This is a genomic window from Gemmatimonadales bacterium, assembly GCA_035502185.1.
Classification (GTDB): domain Bacteria; phylum Gemmatimonadota; class Gemmatimonadetes; order Gemmatimonadales; family JACORV01; genus Fen-1245.
In genome coordinates, this window is record DATJUT010000101.1 from 1 (window position 1) to 16,754 (window position 16,754).

The following is a 16,754-nucleotide window of genomic DNA, read 5'->3' on the forward strand; positions in this document are numbered from 1 at the left end:
TGTAGTTCTCCTTGCCGAACGCGCCCACCTCCACGCAGCCGCTCGAGCCCCCGTTGCGCGCGTCCTCGACGCGCTTTCCCTGCCGCACCAGCTCCCGGACGATGAGATCGTGGTTGAAGACCGACGGCTGGCCGAAGCCGGTCGCGATGATGCGCGCCGCGCGCTCGAGGAACGCGTCGGGGCTCGCGGCGCACACCTGGACGGAGGCGCTCGGCTGGAGAAGGCGCATCTCCTCGACCACGTCGAGCATCAGCATCGTCAGGTCCGACACGCCGTCGCCGCCGTCGGGCCGCGTGCCGCCGAGGTTCACCTGCGCGAAGTCGGTGTAGGTCCCGCTCTCCTCCGCGGTGACGCCCACCTTGGGCGGGGCGGGCTGGTTGTTGAATTTGATCCACAGGCACTGCAGCAGCTCCTCCGCGCGCTCCCGCGTCAGGGAGCCGTCGGCGAGCCCGCGCCGGTAGAAGGGGAGCAGGTGCTGGTCGAGCCGGCCGGGGCTGAAGGCGTCCCAGGTGTTGAGCTCGATGGTGACGCCGAGGTGGACGAACCAGTACGCCTGGATCGCTTCCCAGAAATCCCGCGGGGCGTGCCCGGGCACGCGGGTGCAGACCTCGGCGATCCGCAGCAGCTCGGCCCGGCGGCCGGGCTCGCGCTCGGCGGCGGCGAGGTCGCGCGCGCGCTCCGCGTGGCGCGCGGCGAAGCGGACGACGGCTTCCGCCGCGACGAGCATCGCCTGCAGCTCGGCGCGCCGCGCGGGCACGTCGGCGCCGGACGCCGGGAGCGCCACGAGCGCGGCCCGGATGTCGGCGCCGACGTCGAGCAGCCCGCGCCGGTAGATCTTGCCGTCGAGCACCGTGTGCCCGGGCGCGCGCTGTTCCATGAATTCGGTGAACACGCCGGCCTGGTACGCGGCCTTCCACTCGGGCGTCATCGCGTCGAACAACGCCTCGCGGATCGAGCGTCCCCGCCAGAACGGGATGATCGCGTCCGCGTACTCGGCCCGCACCTCGGCGCTCACGGCGAAGGGGATCTTGTCGCGCCCGTCGAGCAGGTCGAGGTCCTCGAGGCTGTGGCAGCACAGCTCCGGGTAGGTGGGCGTGGCCTTGGGCGCCGGTCCCTTCTCGCCGACGATGAGCTCGCCGTCGCCGATCCAGATGGTCCGGTGCTCCATCAGGTGGCGGAGCAGCTTCGCGCGCTGCAGCGGGACCGGCTCGTCGCCGGCGCCGTCGCGGTAGAACGCCGTGACCAGGCGCGCGCGCTCGGAGGAGATGGCGGGAATGGCGTCGAGGCTCTGGCGCCGGAGGCGGGCAACGCGCTCGGTCATCATCGGGTACCGTCCCTGACGACGGGCAGGCCCGCCGCGGCCATGGTGGCGACGATCTCGTCCATCCGGCGGCGGGTCGGGGCGTCGGTGTGCGGCAGCCGGTACGTCCGGTCCAGCCGCTGGTACTTGCCCACGCCGACATTATGGTAGGGAAGGAGGTCCACCGCCGGAGGATGTGCCAGCGCGGCGGCGATGGCGCACAACGCGTCGATGTTCTCCGCGTCGTCCGTGATGCCCGGCACCACGGGGACGCGCAGCGTGATCCGGTGGCCGAGCCGCGAGAGCGCGCGGAGGTTGGCGAGGATGCGCGCGTTGCCCACGCCCGTGTACCGGCGATGCCGCGCGGGATCGGCCAGCTTGAGGTCGTAGAGGAACAGGTCCACGTCCGCCCGCAGGCGATCCAGCCGGCTCCACGGCGCGTGGCCACAGGTGTCGAGCGCCGTGTGCAGGCCGCGGCGCTTCGCCTCGCGCAGCAGCGCCGCGGCGAACGCCGCCTGCCGCAGCGGCTCGCCCCCCGAGAGCGTCACGCCGCCGCCGGAATCCTCGTAGAACGGGCGGTCCCGCTCCGCCGCGGCCACGACCTGATCCACGGTCATCGGGCGTCCCGCGACCTCGCGCGCCTCGGCCCAGCACGCCTGCGTGCAGGTGCCGCAGGCCTCGCACTTCGACCGGTCGGTCAGCGGCGCGCCGTCCACCCACGCGATCGCGCCGTGCGGGCACGCCGCCACGCAGGCGCCGCAGCGGATGCAGCGGTCCCCGCGCAGCACCACCTCGGGCCCGGCGGCCTGGCTCTCCGGATTGTGGCACCACCAGCACGACAGGGCGCATCCCTTGAGGAACACGGTGGTCCGGATGCCGGGCCCGTCGTGGATCGAGTAGCGTCGGATGTCGAACACGGTGCCGGTGATCAGGGGCCCTCCCGGTCGGCCGCCCGCCAGGGCGTGCAAACCACGGGCCGCGCCATCGAAAGGCCGCCGCGGACGGCGATTGGCCGGGGGTGGGGGAGCCGTTAGGTTCGATGCCTCATGGGTGCCGCTCCGTTTCCCGCCGCGCCGGCCGAAGGGGCCGCCTCCACGGCCGCCTCCCGCCGCGGTCTCACGGGAACCGACGGCCTGCTAGTCGTCATGACCCTGATCTGGGGCGTCAACTACATCGTCATCAAGGCGGCGTTCGAGGTGCTCTCGCCGCTCTCCTTCAACGCCGTCCGGTTCGTGGTCGCCGCCGTCGCGATCGCCGGGTTCGCGTGGGCGTCCGGCGCGCGGCGGCCCCCGGCGCGGCAGCTCGTGCGCCTGAGCCTGCTCGGCGTCCTGGGCAACACGCTCTATCAACTGTGCTACATCGAGGGCATGGCCCGGACCCGCGCCGGAAACGCCGCGCTCATCATGGCCGCGGTCCCGGTGCTCACCGCGGTCGCCAGCCAGCTGCTGGGGCAGGAGCGCCTCCGGTGGAAGGACGTCGCGGGGCTCGCCCTCTCGACCGCCGGCATCGGCGCCCTGGTGGTGGGCAGCGGCGCCGCCGTCGGGCTTCGGGGGACCCTGGCCGGAGACCTGCTGATGCTCCTCGCCGTGGTCTTCTGGACGGGGTACACGATCCTGGCCAAGCCGCTGGTGGACACGCTCGGGCCGACGGTGACGACGGCGTGGACGATGGGGCTCGGCGCCATTCCTCTGCTGGTGATCTGCGCGCCGTCCGCGCTGGCGCAGCGATGGGGCGCCGTGACGCCGGCGGCGTGGATCGGGACGGTCTTCTCCTCGCTCGGGGCGCTCGTCCTGGCCTACCTCATCTGGTATCGGGGCGTCGCCCGCCTCGGCGCCACGCGCACCGCCTTCTACTCCAACTTCACGCCCGTCGTCACGCTGGCCGCGGCGTGGCCGCTCCTGGGCGAGGTCCCGACCGGCTGGCAGGTGCTCGGGGCGGCGGGCATCTTCGGCTCGCTGGCGCTGGTCCGCTCGTGAAGGCCGTCCTGTTCGACCTCGACGGGACCCTGCTGTGGACCGACGGCGCGGGGCGGCGCGCCATCCACCGGGCCCTGCTCGAGGTGCTCGGCATCGCGCACCCCGCGGCGGGTTTCCGTTTCGACGGCCGCACCGACCCGGAGATCGTGCGCCTGCTGGCCGCGGCGGCGGGGCGGGACCACGGCGACGACGTGGTCGACGCGGTGCTCGGGGCCTACGTCCGGCTGCTGGAGGTGGAGCTGAGCCGGCCCGGACAGAGGACCACGATCTACCCCGGCGTGCTCGACCTCATCGCGGCCCTCGAGCGGCGGCACGACTGCGTGGTGGGGCTGCTGACCGGCAACGTGCTCGAGGGTGCACGCTTGAAGTTGCGCTCGGCGGGGATGGACATCGGCCGCTTCCGCGTGGGCGCCTACGGGTCGGACCACGGGGACCGCGCTGCGCTGCCGGCCATCGCCCAGCGCAGGGTGCGGGAAGTCCTCGGCGTGGACGTCGCCGGCGCGGACGTCGTGATCCTCGGCGACACGCCCGCCGACGTGGCCTGCGGCCGCGGGATCGGGGCGCGGGCCATCGCGGTGGCGACGGGCTCGTACACCGTGCCCGACTTGATCGCGGCAGGCGCGTACACCGCCTTCGCCGACTTCTCCGACACCGACGCCGTCGTCGGCGCGACGTTCGCGCCGTGAACGGGCGGGAGATCGAGCTCAAGGCGGTGGTGGACGACCCGGCGGCGCTCGAGCCCCGGCTCGAGGCGGGCGGCGCCCGGCGCGGGTTCCGGGGGCGGATGAGCGACCGGCGGTACGACGTGCCCTCGCGCGCGCTCGAGGCGCGCGACGAGCTGCTGCGCCTGCGCAGCTTCGGGGCGGCGGCCGGCGGCGCGCCGCGGCCCGCCGAGCTCACGTGGAAGGGGCCGACGAGCCGGGAGGGCGGCTACAAGGCGCGCGAGGAGCTGCAGTGCACGGTCGGCGACGCGGCGCCGGTCGAGGCGATCCTGGCGCGGCTGGGCTTCGCCGTCACCGACGCCATCGACCGGTGCGTGGCGTTCTACGACCTCGACGGGGCCGCGCTGCGGATCGAGTGGTATCCCCGGATGGACGTGCTGCTCGAGGTGGAGGGCTCGCCCGCCACGATCGAAGCGGCCGTGGCGGCGTGCGGCGTGCCGCGCTCGGCGTTCTCGGCCGACCGGTTGACGGACTTCGCGGCGCGCTACCGGCAGCGGACCGGCGTTGCGCCGGCGCTCAACCTGGCGGCGCTGGGCGGCGAGCCGCCGGCGTGGCCCGCGTGGGGAGGTTGACGGTGTTCACCGAGGCGCGGAGCGCGGCTGGGGGCCGCAGGATGGGACGACCATGAGCGTGCTGGGAGTCGGCATCGACCTGGTGCCGTCGTCGCGGCTGGACGAGATCCTGTCGCGGCACGGCGAGCGCGCGATGCAGCGGCTCTTCACGGCCGCCGAGCGCGCGCGGGCGTCGGAGTACGCGCACGCCTCGCTCCACCTCGCGGCCCGCGTCGCGGCCAAGGAGGCGGCGTACAAGGCGCTCTCGGGCGACGGTCGCGCCAACGGCGTCGGCTGGCAGGACATCGAGGTGCGCCGCTTCGCCGACGGCCGCCCGGGCCTGGTCTTCCACGGCGCCGCCGAGCGCCGCATGGCCGAGCTGGGCGCCACACGCTGTCACCTCTCGCTCACGCACGCGGGCGGCGTGGCCGCGGCGGTCGTCGTGCTCGAGTAGCGGCGGGTTGCCGCGGGCGCGAGGCGCCGCTACGTTGCGGCATCCTCTAGCCTGAGATTGAGTTTCATCGGTATGGGCGTGCCGGCCCTGGCCTTCGTCGTCGTCACCGCACTCTCCCGAGTCGCTTCTCTTCCGGCCGAACCGCTCTCGCCCGAGGCGCGCGACGCCGCGCGCCGCGTGGCGGCCACCGTGCATCTCGCGGCGCAGGAGTACGCGCTGGCGTGGCAGGGCGGAGCCTTCACGCAGCCCGAGGAGGCCGACGAGGCGAAGCTGTTCGTCGGCGAGGCGCTCCGCGCGGCGCGCGCGCTTCCGGCGGACCTCGCGGCGCCGGCGGTTCGCGACCTCGACGATCTGCAGCGGTTGCTGGCCGCCCGGTCGCCGGCCGACTCGGTCGCGCAGCGGGCGGCGGCGCTCGAGCGGCGGATCGACGCGGCCGTGGGTGCCGTGCTCGACGAACGCCCGGCCCGCGAGCCGTCGCTCGCCGGGGGGTCGCGCATCTACGCGACCAGGTGCGCGATGTGCCACGGCGTGGCCGGCCGGGGCGACGGCCCCGCGGGAGCCGGCCTCAAGCCGCCGCCGGCCGACCTGACGTTCCGCAGCGGCGTCGCTCCCGTCGTTCCGCTCGATTACTACCGCAGGCTGACCTACGGCGTCCCCGGCACGGCCATGGCCGCGTTCGGGCCGGTGCTCTCGCGCGAGCAGCGCTGGGACGCCATCGCCTACGTGCTGAGCCTGTCGGACACGGCCGCGCCGCACACGTCGGGCGGCGACGTCGTGACCTTCGCGACCGTGCGCGCTCTGCTCGCCGGCGCGGTGGGTCAGGGGCGCCGCGAGGACCGGGCGGCCTCGGCCTCGCGGGTGCTCGACGCGTATCTCGCCTTCGAAGGCGTCGAGGCAAAGGTGCGGATCGCCGACGCTGGCCTCGCTTCGCGCGCGGAGCGGCGTTTCGCCGCCCTGCGCGAGGCGGTGCAGGTGGGCGCGCCCGACGTCGCACCGGACTACGGCGCGCTCACCCGCACCGTGGATTCCGCCGAGTCGGTCCTTGGCGAGAGTCACACGAGCTGGGGTTTCCTCGCCGAGAGCTTCCTGCTCATTCTGCGCGAGGGCTTCGAGGCCATCCTCATCGTGGCCGCCATCATGGCGGTGGTGCTGCGCAGCGGCTCGACGCGGCAGCGGCGGTCGGTGCGCTGGGGCGTCGGCCTCGCCCTGCTCGCCAGCCTCGCCACCGCCGGATTGCTGGAGTGGCTCCTCGCGGGCGGGGCGGCGCAGCGCGAAGCGCTCGAAGGCGGCGTCATGCTGGTCGCGGCCTGCGTGCTCTTCTACGTCTCCTACTGGCTGGTGTCGAAGGTCGAAGTGGCCGTGTGGCAGCGGTTCCTGCGCGAGAAGGTCGAGGCCGCCACCGCCAGCGGCCGCAGCCTCGCCCTGGCCTCGGTCGCGTTCCTGGCCGTCTATCGGGAAGGCTTCGAGACGGTGCTTTTCTACAAGGCGCTGTACGTGAGCGGCGGCGCTGGCGGCGCCGCGCCCATCACGCTCGGCCTGGCGACCGGCGCCGTCGTGCTCGTCGCCGTCTACGTCGGCATCGAGCGGTTCGGCCTCCGGATCCCGCTGCGGCCGTTCTTCGCCGTGACGGGCGCCACGCTGTTCTTCATGGCGTTCGTGTTCGCGGGAACCGGCGTGAAGGAGATGCAGGAGGGCGGCTACGTTCCTTCGACGCTGGTGCCGGGCGCGCCACGCAGCGACTTCTTCGGCATCTACCCCACCGTGCAGTCGCTCGCCGTCCAGGGCGTGATCGCGCTGAGCCTGATCGTGGCGGTGGTCTGGTGGTTTGTGCGGCGCCGCGCGCAGCGCGTGGCGGATCAGGATGCGCCCGATCCCGCCCGCGCACCGGAAACGCCCCACCCGAAAACACGATAGCCTGCCATCTGGCAGGCTATCATGGACGCCGAGGCGACGCCCCCCTCAGGAACTCCATCGCCACCGGCTGCATCTACGCCCTTCTCTAGTGGCAATGGCCGTGCCCGGCTGGATGATTAGCCGCAAGTATCTATTTCCATTGATGTTGCGATCATGGCAACGGTCTACACGAGCACCAACTGTCAAGGAAGCAACTGTCAACTATCTTGACATATGTCAAGAACTTAAACAGTACGCTCGAGCTTCGAGACGGGCACGGCGGCCACTTGTCCGGACTTGCACCGGTCGCCATTGTAGCCGTGAGCGGATCGGGGGGCGGGTCATGGCGATCACATACGAAGTTGACGCCTCCTTGGGGGTCGTGTTCGCTCGGTGGACCGGCGTCATCACCGCCCAGGACGTCTCCACCTACATGACGGTCCTGATGAACGACGAGAAGGCGCGCGCGTGCGGGCGGTCACTCGCGGACATTCGGGAGGCCGAGTTTCGCACCGCCGGCGCGGCGTTGAGCGACCTGGTGCGGACAGCGGTCCAACCCGTCCTGACGGGTTGGACGGCGGCGATTCTGACAAGCTCACCAGCCGCGTACGGCCTCGCCCGACAGTTCCAGGCGCTCACCGAAGGCTTCATGCGTACGGCGGTCTTTACCGACGAAGCCAGCGCGCGCGAGTGGATCATACCGGCGCGATAGGCACCTCCGGCGATTCCGATTCCCATTGAGCCTGACCGACGACCACCGCGTTACTGCGGTCCCGTCACGAGCGTCGGCTGCGGACCTTCGGTCTCGGGCCGCGCGAGGCGCCACATGAGCAGCAGCCCGATCATGAGGAGCCCGGCGCTCAGCAGCTGCGCGACGGTGATGGCTCCGAGAATGCGGTCGTCCTTGGCGCGGAAGATCTCGACGGTGATGCGCTCGAGGCTGGACAGCACGAGATAGACGGCGAACAGCCAGCCCGCGGCGTGCCGGTGCTCGCGGCGGCGCCACAGCAGCCAGAAGACGACGAAGCTGAGGGCGATTTCGTAGAGCTGCGTGGGATGCACCGTCAGCACCTGGTCGGGCATGACGCCCTTGGGGAGCGCCGCGTGGAACTGCTCGCTCAGGATGCGCGCGGTCGTGGGTGGCGAGCCCTCGGGAAAGGCGACCGCCCAGGGAAGCCGCGAGGGCAGTCCGTAGTCGTCGTTGACCATGAAGCAGCCCACGCGGCCGAGCATGTAGCCGACCACGAGCGAGGGCGAGACGGCGTCGAGGCAGGAGCGGATGGGAAGCCGCTTGAGCCACATGTACGCGAAGACCGCCCCGGCGCCGCCGATCAGGCCGCCGTACCACACCAGCCCGCCACGGGAAAAGGCGGCCGCGATCCGGCCGACCGAGATGGCGAAGTAGAGCTTGGAGCCGACGAGGCCTCCCACGACGGCGATGACGACGGTGTCCCAGGCGACAGCCGGATCCAGGGATCGCCGCTGCAGCTCGCGGCCGTAGATCCAGCCGGCCACCAGGAATCCCAGCATCATCATGATGCCGTAGCCGGTGAGGGTGAAACGGCCGAGGTGAATGAGGAGCGGGTAGACGGTCATGCGCGCACCAGGCCTGGAAAGGGGAGCCGCGCGGCCGCGTCCACCGGGCGTCCGGCCTCGGCGGCGCGGAACAGCCCCACGCGGGCGATCATCGCGGCATTGTCGGTGGAGAGTCGGGGCGAGGGCACGTGCAGCGTGGCGCCCCGGGTGAGGAGCGCGGCAGCCATGGCGTCGCGCAGCGCGCGGTTGCACGCCACGCCGCCGCCGAGGACGACGCGCTGCCGCCCGCAGTGGTCCACCGCCCGCAGCGTCTTGGTCACGAGCACCTCGAGCACGGCGTCCTGGAAGCCGCGCGCGAGGTGGGGGCGGTCGGCCGCCGGGTCGGCCGAAGCCTTCACGGCGTGGATCAGCGCCGTCTTCAGTCCGCTCATCGACAGGTCGAAGTAGTCGGGCTCGCCCGGCCGCTGCCGGGCGTTGAGCATGGGCCGCGGGAAGTGGTAGCGCGACGGATCGCCGGACCGGGCCGCTCGCTCGACGGCGGGCCCGCCGGGGTAGCCGAGCTCGAGCAGGGAGCCCACCTTGTCGAACGCCTCACCCACGGCGTCGTCCCGCGTTTCGCCGAGGAGGCGGTAGTCGCCCCAGCTCGGCACGTCGAGCAGGAGCGAGTGCCCGCCGGAGACGATGAGGCCGATGAACGGTGGAACCGCGGCGGGATCGTCGAGGGCGGTCCCGAAGAGGTGCGCCTCGAGGTGGTGCACGCCCACCAGCGGCCGGCCGGCCGCGAGGCTGAGCCCCTTGGCGTAGCTCACGCCCACCAGCAGCGCGCCGATCAGCCCGGGCCCCTCGGTGACGGCGACGAGATCCACGTCGTCGAGGTCGAGGCGCGCTTCCTCGAGCGCGTGCGCGACCACGGGCCCGATCGCGACCAGGTGGGCGCGCGAGGCCAGCTCGGGCACGACGCCGTGATACACGCCGTGCACGTCCTGGGAGAGGATGACGCAGCTGGCGACCCGCGCGGCGGCCCCGCCGCCGGTGACGACCGCCGCGGAGGTCTCGTCGCACGACGTCTCGATGCCGAGGACCTTCACGTCTTCTTGGTCTTGCCGGACAGGGTGACGGAGGTGGGGAAGATGCGGAGCACCGCGTGGCCGGTGGTGTCGAGCGGCACCGTCCGTTCGAACGTGCCGGTCACGTCCTTGAGCTGCAGCGTCTGGGTGGCGATCGAGTCGAGCGCACCGAGCAGGGTGCGCGCGCCGGCGACCTGCACGGAGGCGGGCGCGACGGTCACGGGCCCGTCGAGGGTGTAGCCGGCCTCGGGCTCCACGACCGCGCGCACGGCGACGGGCACGCTGCGCTGGGCGCGGCGGTCGAGCACGACCTCGATCTCGCGGGGCAGCACCTCCTGCACGGTCACCTTGACGTTGCGCGGCAGCTCGACGTCGGCGGGCGAGATCACCAGCCGGTGGCGCGTGCCTTCGGCCGATTCGGGGATGGCGGCGCGGATCACGAGCGGCGCGGAGGCCAGCTTCAGGAACTCGCCGCGCGGTCCCGCGATGAGCGCCTGGATGGGAGGCAGCGGCTCCGCGAGCGCGGCGGTCGGGGCGATGGTGAGGTCGAGCTGGATGTCCTCGAGATGGGTGGCCGGCTCCTCCAGCGCGATCACCACCCACAGGATCACCGAGAGCGCGAGCGCCGCCAGCTTCAGCGGCCAGTGGCGGACGATCGCCTCCCGGAGCGACACCCTAGCCTTGCTGCGCCAGCAGGCGGCGAACGAGGTCCTTGTTCACGGTGGCGTCCCAGTCGGTCGCGCCGATGACCTTCTTCTCGATCCGGCCCGAGCGGTTGATGATGAAGCTCTCGGGCACCCCCGTGGTCTGGTAGATCTCCTTGATCTGCCCGGACTGGTCGTGGAGAATGCCGAAGGTGAGGCCCAGGTCCCGGGCGTACTGGCGCACCACGTCGGGGCCGCTCTCGTCGATGCTGACCGCGACGATCTTGAGTCCCTGCGGGCCCATCTCCTTCTGGAGCTGCTCGAGCGAGGGCATCTCGACCTTGCACGGCTCGCACCAGGTGGCCCAGATGTTGAGCAACACGACCTGGCCCCGGTAGTCGGCGAGCGTCACCCGGTGGTTGGTCGCCAGGTCGGTCGCCGCGAAGCTCGGCGCGGCGGAGCCCACCTCGACCGGAAAGATCTCGGGCTTGAGCTTGAGGCCCAGGACGAGCCCTGCGCCCAGCACCAGGACGACCACTCCCACCGCGATCCACTGGGCTCTCATCGCTTGACCGTCCTCCCGCTCGCGCCGGCTTCCGCCAGGCGCCGCAGCTCCCGCACCTCGGCGGCGGCGTCGGCCACGGTGAATATCGCGTTTCCCGCCACGAAGGTATCGGCTCCGGCCGCCGCGAGGTGGTGGATGGTCTCGCGGGCCACGCCGCCGTCCACCTCCAGCAGGGCGCGGCTCTCGCGCTCGGCGAGGAGCGAGCGCGCCCGGCGCACCTTGTCGATCGCGGGATCCCAGAACGCCTGCCCGCCGAAGCCCGGGTTCACCGTCATCACCAGCAGCAGGTCCAGCTCGTCGACGATCTCCTCGATCGCGCCCAGCGGGGTGGCGGGGTTCAGGGCCACGCCCGGGCGCATGCCGTGCCGGCGGATCTCCGCCAGGTGCCGCTGGAGGTGCGCGGTGGCCTCCACGTGGATCGTCAGGAACGTGGCGCCGGCCTCGGCGAACGGCGCGATGTACGCCTCGGGATGCTCGACCATCAGGTGGCAGTCGAGCGGCGCGTCGGTGAAGCGCCGCAGCGCGGCCACGATCGGCGCGCCCCAGGTCAGGTTCGGGACGAAGTGTCCGTCCATCACGTCCACGTGGATCTGGTCGGCGCCGCCGGCCAGCACCCGCTCGACCTCGTCCATCAGGTGCGCGAGGTCGGCGCTCAGGATGCTCGGCGCGATGCGTACGGTCACTTGGCTCCCTTCGCGATCTGGAGCACCACGTTGCTGCCGGCGCCCAGGCTGTCGCCGCCGGCCGGGAAGGTGCCGGCGGCGACGCCCGCGGGCAGCGGGCCCGGCACCGTGTCGACGCGACCGACCGCGAACCCGGCCGCCGCCAGGAGCCGGCGAGCCAGCTCGGGATCGAGCCCGCGCACGTCCGGCACGATGCGCCGCGGGGCTCCCTGGCTCACCGTCAGCGCGACGACGGAGCCGCGCGGGGCCGCGACGCCGGGCGACGGGTCCTGCCACGTCACCAGCCCGGCGGCGTAGGCCGGGTGGGGCACCCGGTCGGCGATCTCGAGGCGGAAGCCCTGCCGCTGGAGGGCCCGCTGAGCCTCGTCCTCCGGGGCGCCGATCACGCGCGGCACCCGGCGCTCGTTCGGCAGGAGCGGGGCCGGAAAAATCAGCACGGCCGCCACAAGATAGCCCGCGAGCGCGGTGAGGGCGACACCGCCGGCGAGCATCGCGGCGCGGCGCGCCCATCCGGGCCGGCCCCGGCCCTCCGGGGGTTGGCCGGGTGCGACCACCGGCGGCGACGCCGGGCGCCAGCGCGCGAAGAGCCCGTCTACGAGAGCATCCCCGTGCTGGGACTCGATGGAACCGCCACCTCCCGCCGCGGCATCCGGCCGGCCAGGAGCGCGGCGCGGCCGGCCTCCGTCGCCAGCCGCATCGCGTGCGCCATCGCGACGGGATCGCGCGCCTCGGCGATCGCGGTGTTCATGAGCAGGCCGTCCACGCCCTGCTCCATCGTCACGCAGGCGTCCGACGCGGTGCCCACCCCGGCGTCCACGATCACCGGCACTGCCAGGCGCGCCTTGATGGTGCGCACCGAGAACGGGTTGAGCAGCCCGAGCCCCGAACCGATCGGCGAGGCGAGGGGCATCACGGCCGCGCAGCCGGCGTCCTCGAGGCGGAGCGCGGTCACCAGGTCCTCGTTGGTGTACGCCATCACCTTGAAGCCTTCCTTGGCCAGCGTGCGCGCCGCCTCGAGCAGTCCGGCCACGTCCGGCAGCAGCGTCTTCTGGTCGCCGATCACTTCCAGCTTGATGAACTCGTTGAAGCCCGCTTCGCGGGCCAGCCGCGCGTAGCGCATCGCGTCCTCGGCCGTGAAGCACCCGGCGGTGTTGGCGAGGAGGAAGAAGCGCGTCGGGTCGAGGTGGTGGAGGATGCCGTCTTCCTTGGACCGGTCGAGGCTGATGCGGCGCACGGCCACCGTGACCACCTCGGCGCCCGACGCCTCGAGCGCGCGGATCATGGTCGCGTTGTCCTGGTACTTGCCGGTGCCGACCAGCAGCCGGGACCGGAAGCTCCGGCCGCCGACCACCAGGGGCGTGTCCTGGAACGCAGGGGCCATCACCGTCGTCGTCATCGTCGCACGCTCATCGGGCGCTCAGCCGCCGCCCACGAAGTGAACCAGCTCGACCGCGTCGCCCGCCGAGAGCCGCGCGGACTCCAGCCCGTCACGGCGGACGATGCGGCGATTGTGCTCGACCACCACCGCGCGGGGGTCGAGATCCAGCTGCGCCAGCAGTCCGCGCAGCGTTGTACCCGCCGGCACCAGCCGCGATTCCCCGTTCACCGTCACGGGGAGGGTGGCGGCCGCGGGCAGGGCCTCGAGGAACGCCCGCGCGGCGGCACCCGGCTCGCCGCTCTCCCACAGCGCCCGCACCGCGGCCACGCCCCACGCCCCGGCCTCGAGCGCCGCGCGGGCGTTCCCGGGCTCGAGGCCGCCGATCGCGAGCACCTGCAGGCCGGTCGCGGCGGCCGCGCGCACGAGCCCCGGCCCGGCGGCGGGCTCGCCCGGGTGACTGGCCGTCGCGAACAACGGTCCCGCGACGAGGAAGTCGGCCCCTTCCGCACCGGCCGCCCGCAGCTCGGCGATGTCGTGCACGGACCGGCCCACCGGCAGGCCCGGCGCGACCCGCCGCACCTCGGACACCGTGAGGCCGCCGCGGCCCAGCTGCACGGCCCGGGCGCCGGCGGCGCGCGCGACATCGGCTCGCCCGTTCACCACCAGCCAGCTGCCATGCGGCGTCAGCGCGGCGCCCACGGCGCGCGCCAGGTCGAGCAGGGCCGCGCCGCCGAGGATCCGGGTCCTCAGGTGCACGGCCAGCTCGGGGCCCGCCGCCGCAGCCAGCTCGGCCGCCCGTGCGGCCAGGCCGCCGCGGGCGACCACGCGGTCGTCGGTCACCGCGTGCAGGCGGGGGAGCTGCGGGATCACGACAGCCGGTCCCCCACCGCGATGCCGCGACCGTTCACGAACGCCCGCGCGGCCATCCGCGCGCGACCCGCCGGCTGCACCTCCGCCACCACGACGGCATCCGTCCCGCAGGCGACCCGCAGCGCGTCGCCGACCGCGAGCACGCGGCCCGGCTCGCCGCTCTCCGGCACGACGCCGGCGCCGAACAGCTTCAGGTCGCGCGACCGGCACGAGGTCCAGGCACCCGGCCGCGGATCGAAGGCGCGGATCTTCCGGGCCACCAGCTGGGCCGGGCAGGTCCAGTCCAACCGCTCCTCCTCGCGGGTGATCTTCGGCGCCAGCGTGGCCCCGGCGTGCTCCTGTGGTCGCGGCTCGAGGCCCGTCTCCTCCATCAGGGTGAGGGCCTCGATGAGCGCCTCGGCCCCCAGCTCCGCCAGACGCGCCGACAGCTCTCCGCCGGTCTCGTCCGGCGCGACCGGGGTCGCGACCTGGTGGAGGATCGGCCCCGTGTCCATCCCGGCGTCCATCTGCATGATCGTGATCCCGGTCTCGGTGCGGCCCTCCAGGATCGCGCGCTGGATGGGCGCGGCGCCGCGCAGCGCGGGCAGCAGGGAGGCGTGGACGTTCACCGAGCCGAGGCGCGGGACGTCGAGCAGCGCCTGGGGCAGGATGTGGCCGTAGGCGACCACGATGGCGAGGTCAGGCGCCAGGGCGCGGGCCGCCTCCAGGAATTCCGGCGTCGCGGGCCGCTCCGGCTGGAGCACGGGGAGATCCTCGGCCGCGGCGGCGACCTTCACCGCCGAGGGGTGCGCCGCGGAGCGGTGCCGGCCGGTGGGCTTGTCGGGCCGCGTCACCGCTGCGGCCACGTCGAAGCCCTCGCCGACGAGGGCCTTGAGCGATGGGACCGCGAATTCGGGCGTTCCGTAGAAGAGAACCCGCACGGTTGCCTACAGCTTGCTGGCGCCCTCCGGTACGACGTCCTTGAGATGGCCCTCGGCACCCTGCCGCGACTTCTTCCAGTCCGCGAGCAGGCGGCGCCGCTTCAGCGGCCCGATCCGGTCGAGGAACAGGATGCCGTCCAGGTGATCGATCTCGTGCTGGATCGCGCGGGCGAGATACCCCCGGGCCTCGATGCGCTGGCGCGTCCCAGTCTCGTCCAGCGTCTCCACCACCAGCCGCTCCGCCCGCTCGACGTCGGCGTAGATGTCGGGGATCGACAGGCACCCCTCCTCGCCGACCTGCCTGCCCGCGCTCTCGACGATGACCGGGTTGATGAGCGGAAACTCGCCCTCGTTCTCGACCGACACGACCGCCACGCGGCGGGCGACCCCGATCTGGTTGGACGCGAGCCCCACGCCCTTCGCCGCCCGCATCGTCTCGAACAGGTCGGCCACCAGGGCGCGCACGCCCTCGTCCACGCCCGCGACCTCGTGGGCGCGCTGCCGCAGCACCGGCGACCCGAGCAGGTGCAGCTGCCTGAGGCTCACGTCGTGGACGCCTCTTCCGCGGTGCGGGTGACGACCCGCGCGATCGCCTTCCGCTCGATCACCAGCTTCGCCTCGCCGCTCTTGACCGTGATCCGGTCGTCCTTGACGTGCACGACCTCGCCCACGACGCCGCCCGAGGTCACGATCTCGTCGCCACGCTTGACCTGCTTGAGCAGTTCCTCGTGCCGCTTCTGCTGCTGCCGCTGCGGGCGGATCAGGATGAAGTAGAAGATCGCGATGAAGGCCACGATCTGGAGCACGAATACCGAGATCGCGCCGCCCCCCTGCTGGCCGGACGGTGCGAGCATCGCGAACACCGGATGAACGATCACGCCTGCTCCCTGCTCCTGTAGCGGGCGAGCCACGCGCGGCTCCACCCATCGAAGGTCCCGGCCAGGATCGCGTCCCGGGCGCGCGCGGCGAGCCGGATCAGGAACCGCACGTTGTGCAGCGACAGCAGCCTCAACCCCAGCAGCTCGTCCGCGGCGAACAGGTGACGCAGATAGCCGCGCGAGAAGGTCACGCAGGTCTCGCAGTCGCACGCCGGGTCGAGCGGCGCCGGGTCCTCGCGGTGGCGCGCGTTGCGGATGTTGACCGGGCCGTCGTCGGTGAAGGCGGCGCCGTTCCGCCCCATCCGCGTCGGCGCCACGCAGTCCGCGAGGTCCATGCCCCGCGCGATCGCCGAGACGAAATCCTCGGGAAAGCCGACCCCCATAAGATAACGGGGAAGCGCGGGCGGGAGCACGGGCTCGAGCTCCTCCAGGACCCCGTCCATCAGCGGCTTGGGCTCCCCGACCGACAGGCCGCCGACGGCCACGGCCCGCCAGGAGCCGGCGTCGAGCACGCCCGCCAGCGCCGCGCGGCGGAGGTCGGCGAAGGTGCCGCCCTGGACGATCGGCACCAGCGTCTGGCGCTCCGGGGCGTCGCGCGCCAGCTCGGCGAACCGCGCCGCGGCCCGCCCCAGCCAGCGCAGCGTCCGGGCCGCGGCGTCCTCGGCCGCCTCCCGTCCGCTCGGCCCCGGAACGACGTGGTCGAAGGCCATCGCCACGTCCGCGCCGAGGGCCCACTGGATCTCGACCGCACGCTCCGGCGAGAGGTGGCGGCGTGCGCCGTCCACGTGACTCTGGAACTCCACGCCCTCCTCGGCGACCCGGCGCCGGCCCTCCAGCGAGAACACCTGGAAGCCGCCGGAGTCGGTGAGCAGGGGATGGGGCCAGCCCATGAAGCGGTGCAGCCCGCCGAGGGCGGCGACCACGGCCTCGCCGGGGCGCACGTGGAGATGGTAGGTGTTGGCCAGCACCAGGCTCGCCCCGCAGGCCTCGAGGTCGCGCGGCGACAGCGTGCGCACCGTGCCCTGGGTGCCCACGGGCATGAAGCAGGGGGTCTGGACGACGCCGTGCGGGAGGCGCCATTGCCCGGCTCGGGCCGCACCGTCGGTGGCCTGTAGATCGAATTCGAACACGCACCCTCGAGAGAATCAGTGGATAGACCGACGGCAATCAGAGCAGTTGCCGGACGGCAAGCTGACAGTGGTGACCAGACTGAAGTCGCCCAGACCCAGAACAGGCTCCCGACCGCCGTCTTCCGAGTCACTGGTCTGGCATCCGAAGAACTGCACAACTGGGAACCACTCCCACCTTGCCGTCTGG

Annotated in this window: 20 protein-coding genes; 6 read left to right on the forward strand and 14 right to left on the reverse strand. The window is 73.0% G+C overall.

The features are described 5' to 3' along the window. Positions 1–1,321 (reverse strand): pyruvate formate lyase family protein (locus VMF70_13025; GenBank protein HTT68940.1); only part of this gene is annotated, 1,321 nt, incomplete at its 3' end. Then, on the reverse strand, positions 1,321–2,217 hold the full coding sequence (locus tag VMF70_13030) for a glycyl-radical enzyme activating protein (protein HTT68941.1): 897 nt from the start codon (positions 2,215–2,217) through the stop codon (positions 1,321–1,323). The genes VMF70_13030 and VMF70_13025, both read right to left, overlap by 1 nt. A 228-nt stretch (positions 2,218–2,445) precedes the next feature. On the opposite strand from VMF70_13030, the gene VMF70_13035 reads away from it, so the two are divergent. The 6 genes from VMF70_13035 (at position 2,446) to VMF70_13060 (ending at position 7,608) form a co-directional block, all read left to right on the forward strand. Beyond that, positions 2,446–3,276, forward strand: coding sequence for a DMT family transporter (locus tag VMF70_13035; GenBank protein ID HTT68942.1), 831 nt, complete (start codon positions 2,446–2,448; stop codon positions 3,274–3,276). Further along, positions 3,273–3,962 (forward strand): HAD family hydrolase, encoded by a 690-nt coding sequence (locus VMF70_13040; GenBank protein ID HTT68943.1) that lies wholly within the window; start codon positions 3,273–3,275, stop codon positions 3,960–3,962. Before VMF70_13035 ends, VMF70_13040 begins: the two co-directional genes overlap by 4 nt. Continuing rightward, positions 3,959–4,570, forward strand: a complete 612-nt coding sequence (locus VMF70_13045; protein HTT68944.1) for a class IV adenylate cyclase — start codon at positions 3,959–3,961, stop codon at positions 4,568–4,570. Before VMF70_13040 ends, VMF70_13045 begins: the two co-directional genes overlap by 4 nt. A 52-nt stretch (positions 4,571–4,622) precedes the next feature. Then, on the forward strand, positions 4,623–5,003 hold the full coding sequence (gene acpS, locus VMF70_13050; protein HTT68945.1) for a holo-ACP synthase: 381 nt from the start codon (positions 4,623–4,625) through the stop codon (positions 5,001–5,003). A gap of 57 nt (positions 5,004–5,060) precedes the next feature. Beyond that, positions 5,061–6,917 carry a cytochrome c/FTR1 family iron permease gene (locus VMF70_13055; protein ID HTT68946.1) on the forward strand — a complete coding sequence of 619 codons (1,857 nt, stop codon included), beginning with the start codon at positions 5,061–5,063 and terminating at the stop codon, positions 6,915–6,917. A 322-nt stretch (positions 6,918–7,239) separates the two neighbouring features. Further along, positions 7,240–7,608 (forward strand): hypothetical protein, encoded by a 369-nt coding sequence (locus VMF70_13060; GenBank protein HTT68947.1) that lies wholly within the window; start codon positions 7,240–7,242, stop codon positions 7,606–7,608. 50 nt (positions 7,609–7,658) lie between these two features. On the opposite strand, the gene VMF70_13065 is transcribed toward VMF70_13060, so the two are convergent. The 12 genes from VMF70_13065 to tgt all read right to left on the reverse strand — a co-directional run bounded on the left by VMF70_13065 (position 7,659) and on the right by tgt (position 16,567). Then, positions 7,659–8,492 (reverse strand): prolipoprotein diacylglyceryl transferase, encoded by an 834-nt coding sequence (locus VMF70_13065; protein HTT68948.1) that lies wholly within the window; start codon positions 8,490–8,492, stop codon positions 7,659–7,661. Then, the gene (gene tsaD / locus VMF70_13070) at positions 8,489–9,520 is read right to left on the reverse strand and encodes a tRNA (adenosine(37)-N6)-threonylcarbamoyltransferase complex transferase subunit TsaD (GenBank protein ID HTT68949.1); all 1,032 of its coding nucleotides are present in this window, start codon (positions 9,518–9,520) and stop codon (positions 8,489–8,491) included. Before tsaD ends, VMF70_13065 begins: the two co-directional genes overlap by 4 nt. Continuing rightward, positions 9,517–10,173, reverse strand: a complete 657-nt coding sequence (locus tag VMF70_13075; GenBank protein HTT68950.1) for a CdaR family protein — start codon at positions 10,171–10,173, stop codon at positions 9,517–9,519. Before VMF70_13075 ends, tsaD begins: the two co-directional genes overlap by 4 nt. A gap of 1 nt (position 10,174) precedes the next feature. Beyond that, positions 10,175–10,708, reverse strand: coding sequence for a TlpA disulfide reductase family protein (locus VMF70_13080; protein ID HTT68951.1), 534 nt, complete (start codon positions 10,706–10,708; stop codon positions 10,175–10,177). Further along, positions 10,705–11,391 (reverse strand): ribulose-phosphate 3-epimerase, encoded by a 687-nt coding sequence (gene rpe, locus VMF70_13085; GenBank protein ID HTT68952.1) that lies wholly within the window; start codon positions 11,389–11,391, stop codon positions 10,705–10,707. Before rpe ends, VMF70_13080 begins: the two co-directional genes overlap by 4 nt. Beyond that, entirely contained in the window at positions 11,388–11,882 is a 495-nt protein-coding gene (locus VMF70_13090; protein ID HTT68953.1) for a PASTA domain-containing protein, read from the reverse strand. Before VMF70_13090 ends, rpe begins: the two co-directional genes overlap by 4 nt. A 101-nt stretch (positions 11,883–11,983) precedes the next feature. After that, complete coding sequence (locus tag VMF70_13095) at positions 11,984–12,787, reverse strand: thiazole synthase (GenBank protein HTT68954.1); 804 nt, start codon at positions 12,785–12,787, stop codon at positions 11,984–11,986. Between the two features lie 21 nt (positions 12,788–12,808). Continuing rightward, the gene (gene thiS, locus VMF70_13100; protein HTT68955.1) at positions 12,809–13,639 is read right to left on the reverse strand and encodes a sulfur carrier protein ThiS; all 831 of its coding nucleotides are present in this window, start codon (positions 13,637–13,639) and stop codon (positions 12,809–12,811) included. Continuing rightward, positions 13,636–14,559: a methionyl-tRNA formyltransferase gene (gene fmt, locus VMF70_13105; GenBank protein HTT68956.1), complete on the reverse strand. Its 924-nt coding sequence runs from the start codon at positions 14,557–14,559 to the stop codon at positions 13,636–13,638. The genes thiS and fmt overlap by 4 nt, the downstream gene beginning before the upstream one ends. 6 nt (positions 14,560–14,565) lie before the next feature. Continuing rightward, complete coding sequence (def, locus tag VMF70_13110; protein HTT68957.1) at positions 14,566–15,105, reverse strand: peptide deformylase; 540 nt, start codon at positions 15,103–15,105, stop codon at positions 14,566–14,568. Continuing rightward, positions 15,102–15,437: a preprotein translocase subunit YajC gene (gene yajC, locus VMF70_13115; GenBank protein HTT68958.1), complete on the reverse strand. Its 336-nt coding sequence runs from the start codon at positions 15,435–15,437 to the stop codon at positions 15,102–15,104. Before yajC ends, def begins: the two co-directional genes overlap by 4 nt. Beyond that, positions 15,434–16,567, reverse strand: coding sequence for a tRNA guanosine(34) transglycosylase Tgt (gene tgt / locus VMF70_13120; protein ID HTT68959.1), 1,134 nt, complete (start codon positions 16,565–16,567; stop codon positions 15,434–15,436). The genes yajC and tgt overlap by 4 nt, the downstream gene beginning before the upstream one ends. Positions 16,568–16,754: the final 187 nt, after the last annotated feature.